Source organism: Streptomyces bluensis (genome assembly GCF_014650715.1).
Classification (GTDB): domain Bacteria; phylum Actinomycetota; class Actinomycetes; order Streptomycetales; family Streptomycetaceae; genus Streptomyces; species Streptomyces bluensis.
In genome coordinates, this window is the sequence record NZ_BMVM01000032.1 from 23,141 (window position 1) to 39,256 (window position 16,116).

A 16,116-nucleotide genomic window follows, 5' to 3' on the forward strand; every position below is an offset into this window, starting at 1 on the left:
GTACCCGGGGCGCACACCGGCCCCGCGACGCCGGATCCGGGCCGTGGCAGCCGTGAGACAGGAGGACACCTCCATGGGCCGAGCAGCCGTGTTCGACGTCGACGGCACGCTCGTCGACACCAACCATCTCCACGTGACGACCTGGTGGGAGGCGTTCCGGCAGGCCGGTCACCACGTGGAGATGCACGCGATCCACCGGGCTGTGGGGCTCGCCGCGGGCGATCTGATCACGCACGTCCTGGGCGAGAACCAGGAGTCGGACGAGGTGTCCGCGCTCAGTGCCGCGCACAGGGCTCTGTACGGCACGTACTTCGACCGTCTGCCCGCGCTGCGGGGTGCGGGGCGGCTGTTGCGGCGGCTGGACCGCGAGGGCTGGAGCGTGGTCCTCGCCACCTCGGCCGGCGGTTCGGAACTGTCCGCGCTGCGCCGGGCGATCGACGCCGACGACGCGATCACGGCCACGGCGAGCACCGACGACGTGGTCGCCGGGAAGCCCGCGCCCGAGCCGGTCGAGTACGCCCTGGAGCTGGCCGGGGTGCCCGCCGGGCGCGCGGTCTTCGTCGGCGACACGGTGTGGGACATGCGCGCGGGCACGCGTGCCGGAGTGCGCTGCGTGGGCGTACTGAGCGGCGGCATCCCCCGCGCCGACCTGGAGGCGGCGGGCGCGGAGGCGATCTACCGGGACCCGGCGCATCTGCTGGCGTCCCTGGAGGAGAGCCCGCTGGCGGCGGACATGTGATCGGGCTTCGGTCCCACGTGCATCCTCGGGGCGGCCGGGTACTCGGGCGTTGCCCCTCTGGGTCCGGGAGGAGCGGGTCCCCCCTGTGAGAGGAGTCAGCGGTGAGCAGTGAAACCAGCGGCAGGGTGGTCGTCACGGGCGCCACCGGCAACGTCGGCACGAGTCTCGTAGGTCTGCTCGCGGAGGACGACCGGGTGGGGTCCGTACGCGGACTGGCCCGGCGGATTCCCGACTGGTCTCCCGCCAGGACGGAGTGGTCGGCGGTGGACCTGGGGGTCGAGGAGACCGACCTGGTGGAGGAGTTCGAGGGCGCCGACGCCGTCGTGCACCTCGCCTGGGCGTTCCAGCCCACCCACGATCCGGCCGTCACCTGGCGCACCAACGTGCTCGGCGGCATCCGCGTCTTCGAGGCGGTGGCCGCCGCGAAGGTGCCCACACTGGTGCACGCCTCGTCGGTCGGCGCGTACTCGCCCGGCCCCAAGGACCGCTCGGTGGACGAGTCATGGCCGACGCACGGGTGGCCGGACGCCGCGTACTGCCGGGAGAAGGCCTATCTGGAGCGCGCCCTGGACTCGTTCGAGCACCAGCACCCGTCGATCCGGGTGGTGCGGATGCGGCCCGCGTTCCTGTTCAAGCAGGAGTCGGCGAGCGAGCAGCGGCGCATCTTCGGCGGCCGTTTCCTGCCCGGACCGCTCGTCCGCCCCGATCTGCTCCCCGTCCTGCCCGACGTTCCGGGACTGCGGGTGCAGGCCCTGCACACGGACGACGCGGCCGAGGCGTACCGGCTCGCGCTGCACGAGGACGTGCGCGGCGCGTTCAACCTCGCGGCCGAGCCGCCCGTCGACGCGGCCGTGCTGGGCGAGATGCTCGGTGCCCGTCCGGTACGGATGCCCCGTGTGGCCGCCCGCTCGGCGCTCGCCGCCGCCTGGGGGCTGCACCTCGTGCCCGCGTCGCCGCACCTCTTCGACGCCGTCCTGCGACTGCCGCTGATGGACTGCACGCGCGCGCGTGACGAACTGGGCTGGCACCCCCAGCACACGGCGGTCGAGGTCCTGAAGGAGTTCCTGGAGGGAATGCGGCACGGGGAGGGGACCGAGACGGAGCCGATGCGGGGGCGGAAGGTGGGCTGAGCGCCATGGACCACCGCCCACGGGACGGCGACCACGCGGTGCCGTTCCGTGGGCGGCGGGGAGGTGTCAGTCGTGTCAGTCGGTGGACTCGTACGGCACGGGCTGCTCGGGGTGGATGTTTCCCCGCTTCGGGACGCCTCGTCTGCCCGAGCCCGCCTCGTCGGTGTCCGGCACGTCGGTTGCGGGCGCGTCCTCGCCGTCTCGGTCGCCGCCCTCGGGGGCGACGTCCCACGGGTCGTCGCCGCCGTGGGCCTGCTGGTCGGGCATGTCTCGTGGTACGGGCTCCCCGTTCTCGCCGGGACCCTCCAGACGGTGATCGGTCACGGCGTACTCCCTTCGTCTCGCCCCGGCGCGAGTACCTCGGGCAAGACGGCCGAAACCAGGCCGGGCGGCCGGGCAGGCGGCCGGGCCCGGTGTCAACCGCCGAGCTCGTCCAGGGCCGCCGTGAGCTGGGGTGCCACCGTCTCCCGCACCCAGCCGACCTGCTCGTCACCGGCGGCACGGGGCACCGTCTCGGTGAGCATGATCAGGTAGAGGTAACTGCGGTAGAGGGCGAGACGCTGCCTGGCGGCCGAGGTGAACTCGACCTGTCCGCCGCCTTCTTGGTAGCCCGTCAGGATCTCCGGGTCGTCCTCGATGTTCCCGAGCAGCGCGAGCGACACGAAGTCCGCCAGCGGGTCACCCCAGAACATGCGCTCGCCGTCGATCAGGCCGCCGACGCGTGGAGCGCCGTCGCGCTCCACGAGGATGTTGCCCTGCCAGAGGTCGAAGTGGACGAGGCGGGGGACGGTGACCTCGTCGAGGGCGTCGTACGCGGTCTTCGCCGTGCGCGCCACCTCGTCCGCGGTGCGCGGCAGCCAGGCCCGGAAGCGGCGCGCGTCGGCGAGTACGGCGTCGTACATGGCGGTGAAGGCGGTGCGCCAGTCGGGGGCGAGCGGACCGAGGGCGCCGGAGGGGTATCCGAAGCCGGGGCCGGTCACTCGGTGGAGGCGGGCCACCAGACCGCCCAGCTCCCGGCGTAGCGTCCGCTGTTCGGCTTCCTCCAGGGAGGCGAGGTGCCAGGGCGTGCCGGGGCATGCGGTCATCAGGAGCCGGCCGTGCGCCAGGGCGACCGTGCGGGGAGCGGGTACGCCGACGGTGGCGGCTCCTCGGTAGAACTCGGCCTCGGCCCCGAGGAGTTCGCGTTCGTGGCGCAGGGCCGGGTTCTGGGGCGGCGGAGGTGTCTTCAGGATCAGGCGCCGGCCGTCGGTGAGCACGAGTTCCTCGACCGCGTTGTAGGTACCGCCGTCGAGTGACCGGACCGTCACGAGGTCGTCCTCGCCGAGTCCGGCCGCGGACAGGATTCGCCGTGCCCGCTCCACCGCGTCCGTCACCGTGCGCCTCCCCCTCGTCCTTGCCACCGACGATCACACTCTCCCAGGTCGGCAGGGCGCCCGCACACAGCTTGCCGAGGCGAAATCCATTGGCCTTCCTGGATCTGCCTACATAACATCCTCCATGGCCTAGTACTCCTAGGTTTTGCCAGGCTTCACTCGCACCATCCCCAGGAGGCTCCCCATGAGGTCACTCACCGAGCAGGACATCCGCGCCTCGTTCGTCAACTGCACCAAAGGAGAGGCGAAACGGCTCGCAGTACCCCGTGATCTCGATCAGCGCCCCTGGGACGACCTGGACTTCCTCGGCTGGCGCGACCCCGGCGCGCCCGACCGGAGCTATCTCGTGGCCGAGCACGGCAGCGGTCTGGTCGGCGTCGCGTTGCGGTTTCCGTCCGTCCGGCGCGGTTTCCTGCACCGGAGCCTGTGTTCGGTGTGCCTCACCACGCACCCGGGCAACGGCGTCTCCCTGATGACGGCACGCAAGGCGGGCGCGGCCGGGCGGGAGGGCAACTCGGTCGGGGTGTACATGTGCGCCGACCTCGCCTGCTCCCTCTATGTACGCGGCAAGAAGGTCCCCGAGTCAGGGGGCCGTTTCGAGGAGACCCTCACACCGGAGGAACAGATCGCGCGGACGGTGGGCAATCTGTCCTCGTTCCTGCGGAAGTTGCACGAGTGAGCCGTGCGGGATCTCCTGGGCCCTGTCGTCAGGGTGGCCGGCTCCCCCGCTCGTCTCACCCTTTGGCGTCCACCCTCACGACCAGCGGATACGGCTTACGCTCCTGAACGGACGATCAACGTCCGTGGAGAAACGTTCCGGGCAGGGGCGGAAAGGGAACAGCCCAAGGATGCGAGACGTACGTGGTGCGTGGGCCGTGGTCGGCCCGCAGATGACAAAGTGGCGCCAGGACCCCATTGTCGTGCAGTCGGTGCGGTCGGCGGCGGCCGCGACGCTGGCGTATGTGGTCGCGCTGCGGTTCAGCTCCGAGCCTGCGCCCCTGACGGCCCCGCTGACCGCGCTCCTCGTCGTGCAGGTCACCCTCTACGCCACGCTCAAGACCGGTATCCGCCGCGTCAACGCGGTGGTGGCCGGCGTTGTCATCGCCATCCTGTTCAGCCTGCTGGTGGGGCTCACCTGGTGGAGCCTCGCCCTGATCATCCTCGCCTCGCTCGCCGTCGGGCATCTCGTGCGGGTCAGCGAGTTCGTGCCCGAGGTGGCGATCAGCGCGATGCTGGTGCTCGGCGTCACCCAGGTCGGGGGCACGGCCTGGATGCGGGTGCAGGAGACATTGATCGGCGCCGCCGTGGGACTCGTCTTCAACCTCGTCCTCGCTCCCCCGGTCTGGGTGGAGGCGGCCGGTGAGTCCATCGAGGACATGGCGCGCCGGATGCGGCAGTTGATGCTGCGTGTCGGCGAGGAGGCCGCGGGCCGCACCCCCTTCGTACAGGCCGCCGCCCAGCTCCACGAGGCCCGGCAGCTCGACCACGACATCGTCGAGGTGGACGCGGCCCTCAGCCAGGCCGAGGACAGCCTGAAGCTCAACCCGAGGGTGCGGGAGGGGCTGCTGCACCGGGTCGTGCTGCGCACGGGCCTCGACACGCTGGAGATCTGCACGGTGGTCCTGCGGGTCATCGCCCGCACGCTCACCGACCTCGCCCGGGAGCGGGAGCCCGAGCCGCTGTTCGAGCCCGCGACGGGAGCGGTCCTCGAACAGCTGCTCGGCGAGATCGCGGACGCCGTCGTCAGCTTCGGCGTGCTGGTCACCACCGACGTCAGCAGCAACGCCGAGTCCGCCGAGGCCCGGCTCGCCGCCGAATTGGCCACGGCGGCCGCGACCCGCGACAAGCTGGCCCAGCTGCTGCTGGAGGACGTGCAGCGGGACGCCCGGCAGTGGCAGCTGCGCGGCGCCGTCCTCACCGAGGTCAACCGCATCCTGGACGAGCTCGACACCGAGCACCGCTCCCGCCGTCTGCTGGAGGAACTCGACCGCTGCTCCCGCGAGGAACGCGAGCGCAGCCCCCGCCTCGCCCGCCTGCGCGACCGGCTGCACCAGGTCCGCGCGCTCCTGCGGAACCGGCCCCTGCTCGCCCGGCGTTCCAAGTGACGACGCGTCGTCGCCATCGGTGGCGACGCGACAGGGCAGCACAGCGGCAGCACAGCTAGGGGGCGTACGCAATGACCGACGGCACCGTGCGGATCGACGGCACCACACTGCACCTGCCGGGAGGTGTCCAGGTGCGGTTCAAGCGGACCCTGCGTCTGCCCGAGACGGGCACGCACCCGCTGCCTCCGGGGCTCGGCGACTTCCCGGTCCGCCGCGTCGAGGACTACCCGGACACGGCACCGGAGGGGATGCGGGCGCGCGGCGGGGTGATGCTGCCGGTGTACCTGCGCGAGGCGATGTGGCTGCACTTCGGGGGCACGACGGAACCGGCCGCGCTCCAGGTGGGCGTCGGCAAGGTGTGCGCGGTCTCCGGCAGGCCGTGGAGCGACCGTCTGGGTCGTGACCCGCAGAACTACGTGGTGCTGCCGCGGCAGCCGTGGCTGGACGGCATCAACTCGGGGAAGGGCACGGTCCGCCAGTTCGTGGCCGTCCCGCTGGGCCTGGGCGCCACGGTCGAGGGCCAGGTCACCGGCGAGGAGGTCTGGGGCGGCGTACAGCTCCAGTCGTTCCCGCTGAACGGTGAGCGGCTGGCGGAGTGGCGCGAGGCGCAGCGGCGGATCGCCGAGAAGAGGGCCGTCATGCGGTCGGCGGAGCCGGCCGGAGGCTACGGCGCGGCGTTCCCCATGGCGGCCCCGCCCGCGCCGGGCGCCGCACCAGGGGCCGCGCAGGGCGGTGCTCCCGCTGGTCCGCCCCGCGGTCCCGCCGCGATGGGGCTCGGTGTCGGCGGCTCGATGCGCCAGGAGGTCCACCGGGACGTGTGGCCGCGTGGCAGCTGGGCCGAGGAGCCCGCCGGGCGCGTCTTCGTGCACCTCGTCACGCCGCCGGAGTGGCGCCGCATCACCGGCGAGGCGCCTCCGCCGTCGCCCGTGGACCGCGCGGCGTACACCCGGGCCGGGCTGCCCTGGTTCGACTACTACGACCAGGACGCCCAGGACCTCGCGCCCACCGACGCGCTGGGCTCCGTGCGGCCGGTCGGCGACTGGCTCGGCGACGACCACGAGCCCTGGCAGCAGCCCTCGCCCCACCAGGTGAAACCGCTGGGGGACGCGTCGGGCAAGCCGGTCGGGGACGGCGACTGGTAGGCCGGCCACGGGTCGGAGACCGGCGGGCTGTGGGCATCGCGTCAGGGCGCGCCCGCCGCTCGGTTTTTGCGCTTCGGCGGTCTCGCGGGTGAAAGTGGATCACGGACACGACGACGACCGAGGGACCGGGGTGCGGGTAGTGACGAGTGAACCGGCGCGGGACCGACACGAGTGGACCAGGCGCCGTTTCATGACAGCGGTCACGGCGCCGGCCGTCCCGGCGGCGCTGGCGGGATGCTCCGGGTCCACCACCGCGCCCGACCCCGAGCCACCGGCCGCGCCGGGCGCCTCCGCGTCCCCTTCGGCGCAGAGCACGGCTCCCTCCCCCCGCCCCAGGGGCCCACGCCCGCTCTACATCGGTACGTACACCTCGGGCGAGGGGGGCGGCGACGGGATCCGCGTGGCGACGTACGACGCGCAGAGCGGCGGCGTCAAGGGCGGGCAGACCATCACCGGTGTCGCCGACCCGTCGTACCTCGCGGCGCATCCGGACGGCCGCACGCTGTACGCCGTCAATGAGCGGACGCAGGGCACCGTGACCGCCGTGCGGCTCTCCGACCACCGTGTCCTCGGCACCCGGAGCACCGGTGGCGTGGCCCCCTGCCATCTGTCGGTGCACCCGAGCGGGCGCTGGCTGCTGAGCGCCGACTACGGCTCGGGCAGTGTGGCCGTGCACTCCATCGACGGTTCGGGTGCGCTCGGCGAACGCACGGACCGCGTGGTGCACGACCGTCCGGCGCCCGGACCGGGGCAGGAGGGCCCGCACGCGCACCAGATCGTCACCAGCCCCGACGGAGGCCATGTCCTCGCCGTGGACCTGGGCACGGACACCGTGTACACATACCGGCTCGACGAGGCGAAGGGGACGCTCACGGAGGTCTCGCGGGCGCGCACGCGGCCGGGCGCCGGGCCGCGGCATCTGACGTTCCACCCGGGGGGCCGCCACGCGTACCTGGCCAACGAGCTCGACAACACGGTCGTAGTGTGCGGCTACGACCCCGGCAGCGGCCGGCTGACCCCGGGTGAGCCGCAGCCCACGGGGACGGGTTCCGGCACGACCTATCCCGCGCAGCTCCTGGTGACGGGGGACGGGGCGTACGCCTATCTCGCCAATCGCGGCCATGACAGTCTGACGCGCTACGCGGTCGAGGCGGGCGGGGCACGGCTGAGACTGCTGGACACGGTGCCGGTGGGCGGGGACTTCCCGCGCCAGATCGCGTTCACGCCCGACGGGACGCTGCTGTTCGCGTCGCTCCAGCGGTCGGGTGCGGTCAGCGTCTTCCACGTGGACCGCGAGAGCGGTGGGCTCCGGCGCGCGGGGGAGCCGTTCGTGTCACCTGTCGCCGTCTGTGCGCTGCCGCTGTAGCGCGCGGGGGTGGCGAGCGGCGCCGGCCTGGGCGAGCAGCATGTGCACACGCTCGGTGAGCTGAGCCAGGTCGTCGGCGGGCTGGTGGAAGGTCAGGCGCGCGTCGCCGTGGTCGCGGGCGCGCTCGATGCGCAGGGTGAGGCCGTGCCGGTCGACGGCCAGCGGCTGGACGCGGACGGCGCCCCGCAGACTGTCGGGGTCGACGAGGCGGGTGAGCCGTTCAACGGCGTCGGGGTGGGCGGTGGCGAGGTGGGTGAGCAGGGGGAACTCCGCCGTGGCGAGCGGGTCGGGTGGGGCGGCGGCGTACTCGTCGAGGTCGACGACGACGGCGCCGGACGGTGGGCGCAGCACGACCCGCGTGGGCCGGAACGCGAGCCGCCCGTCCTCGGCGGCGCACCAGCCGGCCATCCAGAGCCGGGCACGGATGCGGCCCCGCACGGCCACGGGTGCCACGTCGGCGAACTCCAGCACCGCGGAGGGCTCGCCGCGCGGGGCGCTGACGGCGGCCGCGGCGAGCCTGCTGTCCTCCGGCACATGCAGCAGGACACGGCCGTCCTCGGCGACGGTGTGCGCGCCGACGAACTCCTCCCGTCCGCCGTCCGCGGTCACCGCGCAGGACCACGCCGCGGCGAGCACCGAGCGGGCGCGCTCGGCCGCGGCGGGCACGGACGTCCAGGTGTGACGGTCAGCCATCCCAACCTCCCTTAGGTAAGCCTTGCCTAAGCTATCGGAGATCGGGGCGCAGGCCAACCACCACCCGGCGGCACCGTGCGCGGTCCGCTGCTCGCGGCGGGCCCCCGGGTCAGAACCCCGCTGCCCAGTGAGCGGGGCGGGTGACCGATCCCGGCAGCCTCGTCCCGGCGCTCCCCCGGGCCGAGTCGAGCTGGGGCTGGGTGAGGAAGAAGGCGCCGGTCAGGTCGGCGTCGGTGAGATCGGCGTCGCGCAGATCGGCGCCGATCAGGTCCGCGCCCCGCAGATCGGCCCCCGTCAGGTCGGCGGCGATGAGGTACGCGCCGCGCAGGTCGGCCTGGCGAAGGTCGGCGCCCCTCAGACGGGCACCGATCAGATCCGCGCCCCGGCGCTCCTTCCGTCGCCCTGCCCCCGCCCTCATCAGCTCGCTCGCCCGCAGCAGCAGGACGTTGACGCGCTGCCGGTGCGCGGGGACGTCCACCTCCTCCAGTTCCCGCGGGGTCCCCCGGGTGAGCCGTTCGGTCTCGGCGAGCAGGGCGCGTATGTCCGCGTGGACCGGACGGGCGGCGGGCAGCGTCAGAGTCTCCGTCAGATACCGGAGCAGTTCGTGGAGTTGGCGTACGACGGGGAACACGTCGAACATCCGCCGCGCGTCCGCACGTGATCCCGTCCGCCAGTCCCGCCCGCCGAAGGTGACCTGGGAGACCTTCTGCCCGGCGCCGAAACAGTCGTAGACCGTGCAGCCGGTGAAGCCCTTCTGCCGCAGCTCGGTGTGGATGCCGCAGCGGAAGTCCTCCCGGAGGTTGGCGCACGGCTCGCCGGCCGCCTTGTCGGCCGCGAAGTCCGCCGAGGCGGTGAAGGGCAGGGCCACACAGCACAGCCCGAAGCACCGGGAGCAGTCGGCTCGCAGGTCGAGGAGGCCGTCGGCGGTTGTCTGTTCCATACGGTTCAGCCTAACGACGACGCGGTCGCACCCCTCCTTCCCGGGCTGTCCCAGGTGAGTGGACGAAAGGCCGCTCAGTCCAGCGCCACGAGTCCGAGCCGCGCCAGTCGCTCCGGGTCCGACAGGATGTGCATCGCGGTGATCTTCCCGTCCATCACGGTGAAGCCCGTGACCGACACGGGTGTGCCGTCGACGACCGTGAGCAGGCCCACCGATCCGTTGACGAGCACCGGCCGGGCGTACTGCGACAACTGCCGGAACATGAAGGCACCTTCGGCCACCGACTGCCTGCCCCGTACCTGCTTGGACGCGGCCGCGCCCACGGCCAGTGCTCCGGCGTCGGCGCGCAGCACCACCTCGGGGTCGAGCACCGACAGCAGCGCCTGGAAGTCTCCGCCACGGGAGGCGGCGAGGAAGGCGTCGACCGCCTGCCGCTGCCGCGCCAGGTCGGGGTCCGAGGCGGGCACGGCACCCTGCACGCGGCGCCGGGCGCGGCTGGCGAGCTGCCGGGTCGCGGCGGTGGAACGGTCCACGATCGGCGCGAGGTCGTCGAAGGGCACCGCGAACATGTCGTGCAGCACGAACGCGAGCCGCTCTGCGGGCTCCAGCGTCTCCATCACCACCAGCAGGGCGAGCCCGACGGCGTCCGCCTGCAGCACCTCCTGCTCGGGGTCCACCCGGTCCAGGGAGCGGACGACCGGATCGGGCAGATACGTCTCGTACGCGTCCATGGACTCCTCGCGCCGGGTGCGGCGCGAGCGCAGCATGTCCAGGCACACCCGCCCGGTCACCGTCGTCAGCCAGCCCCCGAGGTTGTGCACATCGCTCGTGTCGGAGCGGCTGAGCCGCAGCCACGCCTCCTGCACGGCGTCCTCGGCCTCGCTGAGCGAGCCGAGCATCCGGTAGGCCACCGCGCGCAGATGACCGCGATGCTCCTCGAACCGCTCGGCGAGCAGTTCCTCCTCGGCCATCGGTGGCTCTCCCCTCGGTTCCCCGTTCTCGGTCATCGGCGGAACAGTCCCAACGCCACGGCCCGCTTCCCACCGAAGCGCTCATCCGCGGCGTCGGCTCCGTCATGACCGCACAGTAACCCGCGGCACCGACAACGCTCAGACCTCGTCCCTCGTCAGCGCCAGCAGCCGGTCCAGGACGCGTGGCCCGGAGGCCCGTACCCCGTCGTGCTCGTACTCGTCGGTGACCCAGGTGCGCAGACCGCGGATCGCGCGGGCCGTCCGCAGCGAGTGTGCGGTGTCGACGTACATGTCGTCGTGGTAGACGGCCGCCGCGACCGGCACCTCGTTGGCGGCGAGCCGGGCCGGGTCGTACAGGGGCTTCCAGTCGGTGCGGGCGGCCAGTTCGTCCGCGGTCTCGCGCAGGGGGCGCAGGGCCGGGTCGGTGTCGAAGGTCCAGGGGTGGACGGACTCGCCGGTGAACAGCAGCGGGCCGTCCCCGGTGAGCGTCTTGGCCGCGTCGAACTGCGGGAACTCGGCGCGCACCCGCTCCGCCGACCAGGCGGTGGGCCGCTCGCCCTGGCCGTAGCAGGCCTCGTGGACGAGCGCGTACAGCGGGTGGCCCGCGAACGACAGCAGCCCCAGGACCTCCTCCTGGAAGGCGTCGGACAGTGCGGGGCCCTGCGCGGTGCGGACGAAGGCGTCCTCCAGGAGGTAGTGCAGGCGGGCGCTGCCGTCGCTCTTGCCGAGGAGGATGCCGAGGGACTGGAAGGCCTCCACGGTGAGCCGGAAGCCGTTCGGCAGGACGACCTCGTGCGCGAGCAGGTGCTCGGCGATCCGTCGGGCCCGCTCGACGTCCTGCGGGTAGCGGGCGTAGTGGGCGGCGACCTTGCGTTCGATGCGCGGGTAGGCGGCGCGGTAGACGTCGTCCGCGTGCCCGTCGAGGGAGGGCAGGCCCCCGGTGATGACGGCGGCGCTCAGTCCCTCGGGCGCGGTGGACAGGTAGCTGACCGTGCAGAAGCCGCCGAAGCTCTGTCCGAGTACGGTCCAGGGGGCGCCGCCGGTGATCTCGGGGCGGATGGCCTCGCAGTCGCGGACGATGGAGTCGGCGCGGAAGTGGGCCAGGTAGTCGGCCTGTTCGCGGGGGCCGCCGCGCAGCGGGAGGGTCTGCCGGTTGGCGGGCGTGGAGGCGCCGGTGCCGCGCTGGTCGAGGAGCAGGACGCGGAACTCCTTGAGGGCGCGGCCGAGCCAGGCCTGCTTGCCGATGAACCGGTTCGCGCCGAAACCGGGCCCGCCCTGGAGGTAGACCAGCCAGGGCAGGTCCTTGTCCGTCTTGTCACTCGCGACGACTTCACGCGCGTAGAGCTCGATCCGCTCCCCCACGGGGTCGTCGTGGTCGAGGGGCACGGTGAAGCGGCGGTCGGTGAGGACGACACCGGGCTGGCGGTAGCTGACGGTCAACAGGGCTCCCGAGACGGACGGATTCCAGGGCGCCCACCAGTCCACCACAGATTCTTCGCGTGGCCGACCCCGTGGATCAAGAAAATCCACGCATCGGGCGGTCAGCGGGCCGACAGGCTGGAGCTGCGCACCACCAGCTCCGGCTGGAGGACGACCCTCTTGTGCTCGTGCGCCGCCGGTGCCGTCTCCTCGGTCTCCTCCAGGAGCAGCTCGGCGGCCATCGCGCCCATGGTCACGGCGGGTTGCCGTACGGAGGTGAGGGGGACGGCCGCGGCGGCCGCGAACTCGATGTCGTCGTAGCCGACGATCGCGAGGTCGTCCGGCACGCTCACCCCGGCCGCGAACACGGCCTGCAGCACGCCGAGGGCGAGGAGGTCGTTGGCGCAGAACACGGCGGTCGGGCGGTCGGCGAGGCCGAGGAGCCGGGCGCCCGCGTCGCGGCCCGCGGCCACGTCGAGCCGCTCGGTGGGCAGTTCGCGCAGGGAGTCGGGGCCCAGCCCGGCCTCTGCCAGCGCGTTCAGGGCGCCGGTGCGGCGGTCGCGGACCTGGTTGAGGCCGGGCGGGCCGCTGACGTACGCGATGGAGCGGTGCCCGGCGTCCACCAGATGCCGTACGGCGAGCGCGCCGCCCGCGACGTCGTCGACGGACACCGAGCACTCGGTGGTGCCCTCGGCCACCCGGTCGACGAGGACGAAGGGGATGCCGTGGCGGCGGAAGGTCCTGATGTTGCGGCCGGTCGCGTCGGCGGGGGTCAGCAGGACGCCCCGGACCCGCTGCTCCGCGAAGAGCGACAGGTACTCGGCCTCCTCGCCCGCGCTCTGGGCGCTGTTGCAGACCATCACGCCGAGCCCGGCCTCGCGTGCGGCCCGCTCGGCGCCGCGCGCCACGTCCACGAAGAAGGGGTTGCCCATGTCGAGCACGAGCAGGCCCATGATGCGGCTGCGCCCGGCCCTCAGCTGGCGTGCCGACTCGCTGCGGACGTAGCCGAGGCGGTCTATCGCCGACAGCACACGGGCACGGGTCTCGGACGCGACCGTGTCCGGGCGGTTGATCACGTTCGACACCGTGCCCACGGAGACTCCGGCGGCACGGGCGACGTCCTTGATACCCACCGACTGGGCCATCGGTCGAGGACCTCCAGGGAGTTACGGAGCGGCGGGTGCGCGTTCACATTACCTTCGTGGCGCCGTGGCCAGCGCACCCGCCACAGGTCAGGCGGGCAGGCGGAAGTCGCGGGTGCGCAGCGCCGAGGGCGTCGTGCCGCTGGACCTCTCCTGGTACATGATCGACAGGACGTTGTCCTGGGCGACCCGCGTCTCGTCGATCACGACCTCGCCGAAGGCGTTCAGACCGGCGCCGACGCCGTCGTACAGGACCGCCCAGTCCGTGTAACCGGATGCCCTGGAGGCTGCGGCGACACGGCAGAACGGGAAGATCGCGTACGCGTTGTCGTACCGGTCGAGGATCAGTTTGGTGCGCTGGCTGGAGTTCAGCGGGACCGGTATCTCGGTCTTCTGCCACGCGCCGGAGGGGTTCTTGCGGACGTGGAAGGCACGGCCGTTGTTCGTCCGGTCGGTGACGTAGTTGGTGGTGCACTGGCCGAAGCGGCCGGGGACGTAGCTGATGACGGCGTGCGGCAGGCCGGCCGAGTCCGTGCTCTGGCTCTCCTGGTTCATCAGCGAGTGGTCCGGGCCCAGTGGGTCCACGACCAGCCCGGGGTCGGTGACGGAGACCTTGTCCGAGCCGCCGGTGGTGCCGACGACGGTGCCCGCGTTGTTGCGCCAGGTACGGCCGCGGTCGTCCGAGTAGACGTAGCCGGTGTCGTGGTTGGTGATGCCGCCTCCGCTGCACATCACGGCACCGTTCTGCTCGCGCCAGGTGAAGAACGCGTGCAGCCGCCCGTTCCTGTCGTAGTCGATGCCGTGCAGGTACATGTTGCGGGCCGTGCTGGAGCCGTGCTCGCTGGTGTACGTGCCGGTGGAGCTGGTCCACTCGCCGAGGGCGGTCCAGGACGAGCCGTCGTACTCGGCCAGCGCGTTGCGCCCGTTGCCGGAGACGGCGACGCGGTAGCTCAGCTGGAGCTTCCCCTCGGGCGTGGAGATGAACTGCGGGTAGGTGAACTGCGAGGTGAGCGCGAGTCCGTCGAGCGTGGACTGCGGGGCGCCGAAGCGGCTCACGGTCCAGCTCAGCCCGGACGGGTTGTCCATGAGCCCGGCCACGGACTTGACGTACGTGAAGCCGTCGCTGTGGGAGTCCATGTTGAGGTGCAGCCGGCCGTCGGTTCGGGAGACACCCATGGAGATGACGTTGTGCGAGTCGTCGTACCTGAGGGTGTGGCCGACCTTGACGGTCTCCCAGGTGCTCGCCCCGAGGACGCGGCGGGCCACGACGGCGTTGCGGTCGGCGGTGTACCAGGCGGCGTACTGGTGGCCCTTGTAGGTCAGCAGCCCGTTCTTCTGGAACGAGTTGTTGTTGACCAGGCCGTCGTACGACACGAAGTAGATGGCCCGGGTGTCGAGTGTGGTGCTGCCGGCCGGGGTGAGGGAGGGGCCGGGGGCGGCGGCTCGGGCGACACCGGTGAGGCCGGGGGTGGCCGCGGTGCTCAGCAGGGCGGTCGCCAGCAGAGTGCGTCTTCTCATGTCCGGGGACTCCTGTGCGGGGAGGGAGGCGAACGAGCGGCGGGACGATACACGGTGTCAGGGCAGGTGGAACACCTCGGTGAGGGGTTTCATGGCTTCGTCGGGCCTGGCGCCGTCCAGCGACTCGAAGAACGGCGCCATCTCCGCCTGCCAGCGGGCGTTGACGTCGGTGGCCTCCATGGCGGCCCGGGCGGCCTCGAAGTCCTCGGTCTCCAGGTAGCCCACCAGCAGACCGTCCTCGCGCAGGAAGAGCGAGTAGTTGTGCCAGCCGGTGGCCGAGAGCGCCTCACGCATCTCGGGCCACACGGCGGCGTGCCGCTCGCGGTACTCGTCGAGGCGGTCCGCCCGTACCTTCAGCAGGAAGCACACGCGCTTCATCAACGACCCTCCGGGGATCAGAAGTCGAACTGGTCGATGTTCTTGCTGTCGAACACGGTCGGCTTGCCGAGGCTGATCACGCCGTCCTTGCCGATGGTGTACTCGCCCATGTCACCGGCGGTGAACGTCTCGCCCTCCTTGCCGGTGATCTGGCCGGAGACCAGCGCCACGGCCGTACGGGCGGCCAGCTCGCCGAGCTTCGCCGGGTCCCACAGCTCGAAGGCGTCGACGGTGCCGTTCTTGACGTACTTGCGCATGTCGTTCGGGGTGCCGAGACCGGTCAGCTTGACCTTGCCCTTGTACTTGGAGCCCGACAGGTACTGGGCGGCCGCCTTGATGCCGACGGTGGTCGGGGAGATGATCCCCTTCAGGTTCGGGTACTCCTGGAGCAGGCCCTGGGTCTGCTGGAAGGACTTCTGGGCGTCGTCGTCACCGTAGGCGACCTTGACGAGCTTCATGTCCTTGTACTTGGGGTCCTTCAGCTCGTCCTTCATGAAGTCGATCCAGGTGTTCTGGTTCGTCGCGGTCTGCGCGGCGGACAGGATCGCGAACTCGCCCTTGTAGCCGATCTGCTCGGCGAGCAGCTGGACCTCGGTGCGGCCGAGGTCCTCGGCGCTGGCCTGCGAGACGAAGGCGTTGCGGCAGTCGGGCTTGGTGTCGGAGTCGTAGGTGACGACCTTGATGTCGTTCTTCATGGCCTGCTTGAGCGCGGTGCACAGGGCGCCCGGGTCCTGTGCGGACACGGCCATCGCGTCGGCCTGCTGCTGGGTGAGCGTGTTGACGTAGTTCACCTGGCCGGCGGTGTCGGTGGCGCTGGACGGCCCGACTTCCTTGTACGTGCTGCCCAGTTCCTTCAGGGCCGCCTCGCCACCCTTGTCGGCGACCGTGAAGTACGGGTTGTTGACCTGCTTCGGCAGGAAGCCGACGGTCAGGCCCTTCTTCAGCTCGGCGTCGGGGTTGGCCTTGGCGTCCGAGGCGGCGCCGGCGTTCTCCTTGCTGACGTCCTTCTTGGTGGTGCCGCCGCAGGCGGTGGCGGCGAGGGTGAGGGAGGTGACGGCGGCGAGGGCCGCACAGGCACGGCGGAGGGATGACTTGCGCATGGCGGGTTCCTTATGACGAAGGTGGGCGTGTGACGCGCCCCGGGGGACGCGGGCTGTATCGATGTGCGACGTACGCCGTGCGGGCGGGCCGGCCACAGAC

16 protein-coding genes are annotated in these 16,116 nt (G+C 72.0%); 6 read left to right on the forward strand and 10 right to left on the reverse strand.

The features are described from left to right. Positions 1-73: 73 nt before the first annotated feature. Positions 74-739 carry an HAD family hydrolase gene (locus IE262_RS38060; RefSeq protein WP_134041030.1) on the forward strand — a complete coding sequence of 222 codons (666 nt, stop codon included), beginning with the start codon at positions 74-76 and terminating at the stop codon, positions 737-739. Between the two features lie 101 nt (positions 740-840). Next, positions 841-1,869: an SDR family oxidoreductase gene (locus IE262_RS38065; RefSeq protein ID WP_189880162.1), complete on the forward strand. Its 1,029-nt coding sequence runs from the start codon at positions 841-843 to the stop codon at positions 1,867-1,869. 75 nt (positions 1,870-1,944) lie between these two features. On the opposite strand, the gene IE262_RS38070 is transcribed toward IE262_RS38065, so the two are convergent. Both IE262_RS38070 and IE262_RS38075 read right to left on the reverse strand, forming a co-directional pair. Continuing rightward, positions 1,945-2,193: a hypothetical protein gene (locus tag IE262_RS38070; RefSeq protein ID WP_134041025.1), complete on the reverse strand. Its 249-nt coding sequence runs from the start codon at positions 2,191-2,193 to the stop codon at positions 1,945-1,947. A 92-nt stretch (positions 2,194-2,285) separates the two neighbouring features. After that, entirely contained in the window at positions 2,286-3,242 is a 957-nt protein-coding gene (locus IE262_RS38075) for a phosphotransferase family protein (protein ID WP_189880164.1), read from the reverse strand. A gap of 184 nt (positions 3,243-3,426) precedes the next feature. Here IE262_RS38075 and IE262_RS38080 point away from each other — a divergent pair, with 184 nt between their 5' ends. The 4 genes from IE262_RS38080 (at position 3,427) to IE262_RS38095 (ending at position 7,855) form a co-directional block, all read left to right on the forward strand. Then, positions 3,427-3,921 carry an FBP domain-containing protein gene (locus tag IE262_RS38080; protein ID WP_134041021.1) on the forward strand — a complete coding sequence of 165 codons (495 nt, stop codon included), beginning with the start codon at positions 3,427-3,429 and terminating at the stop codon, positions 3,919-3,921. 169 nt (positions 3,922-4,090) lie between these two features. Further along, on the forward strand, positions 4,091-5,347 hold the full coding sequence (locus IE262_RS38085; protein ID WP_134041019.1) for an FUSC family protein: 1,257 nt from the start codon (positions 4,091-4,093) through the stop codon (positions 5,345-5,347). Between the two features lie 71 nt (positions 5,348-5,418). Beyond that, positions 5,419-6,489, forward strand: a complete 1,071-nt coding sequence (locus IE262_RS38090) for a hypothetical protein (protein ID WP_134041017.1) — start codon at positions 5,419-5,421, stop codon at positions 6,487-6,489. 190 nt (positions 6,490-6,679) lie between these two features. After that, the gene (locus tag IE262_RS38095) at positions 6,680-7,855 is read left to right on the forward strand and encodes a lactonase family protein (protein ID WP_134041015.1); all 1,176 of its coding nucleotides are present in this window, start codon (positions 6,680-6,682) and stop codon (positions 7,853-7,855) included. Here IE262_RS38095 and IE262_RS38100 read toward each other — a convergent pair. The 8 genes from IE262_RS38100 to rhaS form a co-directional block, all read right to left on the reverse strand. Next, positions 7,823-8,548: a DUF2470 domain-containing protein gene (locus tag IE262_RS38100; RefSeq protein WP_189880166.1), complete on the reverse strand. Its 726-nt coding sequence runs from the start codon at positions 8,546-8,548 to the stop codon at positions 7,823-7,825. The genes IE262_RS38095 and IE262_RS38100 overlap by 33 nt on opposite strands. A gap of 109 nt (positions 8,549-8,657) precedes the next feature. Then, positions 8,658-9,488: a pentapeptide repeat-containing protein gene (locus IE262_RS38105; RefSeq protein WP_189880168.1), complete on the reverse strand. Its 831-nt coding sequence runs from the start codon at positions 9,486-9,488 to the stop codon at positions 8,658-8,660. 74 nt (positions 9,489-9,562) lie between these two features. Beyond that, complete coding sequence (sigJ, locus tag IE262_RS38110) at positions 9,563-10,459, reverse strand: RNA polymerase sigma factor SigJ (protein ID WP_134041136.1); 897 nt, start codon at positions 10,457-10,459, stop codon at positions 9,563-9,565. A 138-nt stretch (positions 10,460-10,597) separates the two neighbouring features. Then, positions 10,598-11,899, reverse strand: a complete 1,302-nt coding sequence (locus IE262_RS38115) for an alpha/beta fold hydrolase (RefSeq protein ID WP_189880170.1) — start codon at positions 11,897-11,899, stop codon at positions 10,598-10,600. 101 nt (positions 11,900-12,000) lie between these two features. Continuing rightward, entirely contained in the window at positions 12,001-13,023 is a 1,023-nt protein-coding gene (locus IE262_RS38120) for a LacI family DNA-binding transcriptional regulator (RefSeq protein ID WP_134041006.1), read from the reverse strand. A gap of 87 nt (positions 13,024-13,110) precedes the next feature. Beyond that, the gene (locus IE262_RS38125; RefSeq protein WP_189880172.1) at positions 13,111-14,538 is read right to left on the reverse strand and encodes a BNR repeat-containing protein; all 1,428 of its coding nucleotides are present in this window, start codon (positions 14,536-14,538) and stop codon (positions 13,111-13,113) included. A gap of 57 nt (positions 14,539-14,595) precedes the next feature. After that, positions 14,596-14,916 (reverse strand): L-rhamnose mutarotase, encoded by a 321-nt coding sequence (locus IE262_RS38130; RefSeq protein ID WP_134041001.1) that lies wholly within the window; start codon positions 14,914-14,916, stop codon positions 14,596-14,598. Between the two features lie 17 nt (positions 14,917-14,933). Next, on the reverse strand, positions 14,934-16,016 hold the full coding sequence (gene rhaS / locus IE262_RS38135) for a rhamnose ABC transporter substrate-binding protein (protein ID WP_134040999.1): 1,083 nt from the start codon (positions 16,014-16,016) through the stop codon (positions 14,934-14,936). Between the last annotated feature and the right edge of the window lie 100 nt (positions 16,017-16,116).